Raw genomic sequence first — 2,602 nt, forward strand, 5'->3', positions numbered from 1 at the left:
CGCTGTTAACTGTTAACTGTTAATTGCTCCTGCTGTTCTTTCAATAGCGACAACACCTTCTGCCGCAACCAGCTGTGGGCCGGGTCGGCGCTTTGGTCGCGGTGCCAGTAGAGGTGCATTTCCAGGCCGGGCAGGTCGGCGGGGAAGGCTTTGATCACCATGCCCTTGCGGGACAGGCGCCCGGCCAGGGTGGCCGGCAGGGTGAGCAGCAGGTCGGTGTTCTGCACGGTGCTGATGGCCGCCTGGTAGTGCTGGCAGCGCAGGCGGATATGGCGCCGGTAGCCCTGCCGGGCCAGGCCGAAATCTTCCAGCCCCGGGCCTTCGCGGCGGGACGATACCAGCACATGCTGGGCGGCCAGATAACCGGGCAGGTCCATGTCATCGGCCAGCTCATGACCCTCGCGCATCATCACCACCAACGGGCCGCTGAGGACCGGCACATGCTCGATGGATTCCGGCAGGGCCAGCATCACGTCGCAGGCCAGATCCAGCCGGCCGCTGGCCAGCTCCGTAGCCATCTGCTTTCGGCTGATAGTGAGTGATTGCAAACGTACCCCGGGGGCGTCTTCCATGAGCTGTGCCATCAGCGACGGCAGCAGGCAACCTTCCAGGCCATCGCGCAGGCCCAGCACGAAAGTGCGCTCCGCCTCGCTGGCATCGAAACCGCCCTCATCGCTCAGGCAACGCTGGAAGCCCCCCAGGGCATGGCGCACCGGGCTGACCATGGCCCGGGCCCGGGCGGTGGGCACCATGCGGCTGCCCTGGCGCACGAAGAGGGGGTCATCCAGGCGGTCGCGCAGGCGCCCCAGGGCGTGGCTCACCGCCGGCTGGGTCAGGTTGAGCACCTTGGCGGCGCGGGTCAGCGAGCCCTCGGTGTAGATGGCATCGAAGACCACGAACAGATTGAGATCGAAGCGCGACACATGCATGGCGTTTATCTTTAATCATTGCGAGGATTCATTGGATTAATTGAAACGCCGTCACTAGCATCGGTCAATGGATAAGCCCCCCGATGCCGGTTAACGCACAATCCGCGACCGAAACCACCATGACAACAGGACACACCATGAGCCAGACCCCACAACGCACCCTGATTACCGGCGGCGCCTCCGGACTCGGCCGCGCCATGGCCGAAGCCTGGCTGCGCGATGGCGCCCGGGTGCTGATCGGCGATGTGAACCAGGAGCGCGCTGCGGAAACCCTGGCGGCCCTGAAGGATCTGCCCGGCGAACTGCAATTCCAGTATCTGGATGTGCGCGACGCGGCCAGTTTCAACAACGCCCGCGAGTGGCTGGAGCAGAATTGGGGCGGCCTGGATGTGCTGGTGAACAATGCCGGGGTGGCCGGTGCCGCCCGGATTGATCGCGGCGACATGGCTGACTGGGACTGGATTTTCGATATCAACGTGAAAGGTGTGGTGCGCGGCTGCAAGGTGTTCGTGCCGATGATGAAGCGCCAGGGCCATGGCCATATCGTCAATATCGCCTCCCTGGCCGGACTGCTGCACGCGCCGGTGATGGGCAGCTATAACGTGACCAAGGCCGGGGTGATTTCCCTGTCGGAAACCCTGCGCTTCGAGCTGGCGCCCTACGGCATTCATACCACGGTGGTGTGCCCGGGTTTCTTTCGCACCAATCTGCACGAGTCCATGCGTACCCCGGAACCGGGCATGATCGAAACCGTGGACAAGCTGCTTTCCAGTGACGAGCTCACCGCCGACCAGATTGCCGAGATGATCAAGAAAGCGGTGGCCAAACAGCAGTTCTTCCTGCTGCCCCACAAGAGCGGTCGTCGGGCTTACTGGATGAAGCGGTTCCTGCCGTTTGTGTTCAACCGGGTGATGCTCAAGGGCGCCGAACGACTGCAGGGCAAGTTGGAAAAAGCGGAGAAAGCCTGATGCCGGTGATCTATCTGATCCGCCACGGCCAGGCCAGTTTCGGCAAGGAGGATTATGATCAGTTGTCCGAGATGGGCTGGGAGCAGAGCCGGATTCTTGGCCGCGCCCTGCAGAATCAGGATCTGGGGGTGCCCCGCTCCATCTGCGGCACTATGCGCCGCCATGTGGAAACCGCCGAAGCGACCCTGGGGGAACTGGGCCTGGCAAAGGAATGGCACACAGATACCGGCTTCAACGAATACAACCACAGCGAGCTGCTGGCCGTGGACTGGCCCCTGGCCTCCGATCGGGCGGCGCTGACCCAGTGGCTGGCGCAACAGGATCACCCGCGCAAGGTCTTCCAGGCCCGCTTCGAGCAGGCCCTGCGCCGCTGGCAGACCGGCGACGGCGATTACAGTGAGAGCTGGCCCGCCTTCCGCGAGCGGGTGCTGGCCAGCACCTATAGTCTCGGCAACAGCCTGAGCAGCGGCGACAGCGCCCTGGTGTTCACCTCCGGCGGCGCCATCAGCGTGATTATTCAGCGATTGATGGGCCTCACCGACGAGGCCCTGATCACCTGGAACCGCACCCTCATCAACACCAGTGTGACCCGGGTGCTTGTGAATGCCGGCAAGCCAAGGCTAGTCTCGGTGAACGAACATCTGCATCTGCCGAGCGAGCAGGTGACGTATCGATAACCCTTCCTGTAGGAGCGTCGCTGGCGGC

General features: G+C 63.5%; 3 protein-coding genes. 2 read left to right on the forward strand and 1 reads right to left on the reverse strand.

The window, feature by feature from the left end; genetic code table 11:
* Positions 1 to 5: 5 nt before the first annotated feature.
* Positions 6 to 929, reverse strand: a complete 924-nt coding sequence (locus B3Q33_RS10275; protein ID WP_272963442.1) for a LysR family transcriptional regulator — start codon at positions 927 to 929, stop codon at positions 6 to 8.
* Between the two features lie 137 nt (positions 930 to 1,066).
* Between B3Q33_RS10275 and B3Q33_RS10280 the strand changes: the two genes are divergently transcribed.
* On the forward strand, positions 1,067 to 1,897 hold the full coding sequence (locus B3Q33_RS10280; protein ID WP_272975522.1) for an SDR family oxidoreductase: 831 nt from the start codon (positions 1,067 to 1,069) through the stop codon (positions 1,895 to 1,897).
* Complete coding sequence (locus tag B3Q33_RS10285; protein ID WP_063509801.1) at positions 1,897 to 2,574, forward strand: histidine phosphatase family protein; 678 nt, start codon at positions 1,897 to 1,899, stop codon at positions 2,572 to 2,574. Before B3Q33_RS10280 ends, B3Q33_RS10285 begins: the two co-directional genes overlap by 1 nt.
* Positions 2,575 to 2,602: the final 28 nt, after the last annotated feature.

Source organism: Alcanivorax sp. UBA3183 (assembly GCF_002364155.1).
GTDB lineage: Bacteria > Pseudomonadota > Gammaproteobacteria > Pseudomonadales > Alcanivoracaceae > Alcanivorax > Alcanivorax jadensis.

What these genes read in the sequence shown, in the direction of transcription:
- B3Q33_RS10275 (WP_272963442.1), bottom strand. Translation starts at nt 929, where the DNA reads ATGCATGTGTCGCGCTTCGATCTCAATCTGTTCGTGGTCTTCGATGCC.
- B3Q33_RS10285 (WP_063509801.1), top strand. Translation starts at nt 1,897, where the DNA reads ATGCCGGTGATCTATCTGATCCGCCACGGCCAGGCCAGTTTCGGCAAG.
- B3Q33_RS10280 (WP_272975522.1), top strand. Translation starts at nt 1,067, where the DNA reads ATGAGCCAGACCCCACAACGCACCCTGATTACCGGCGGCGCCTCCGGA.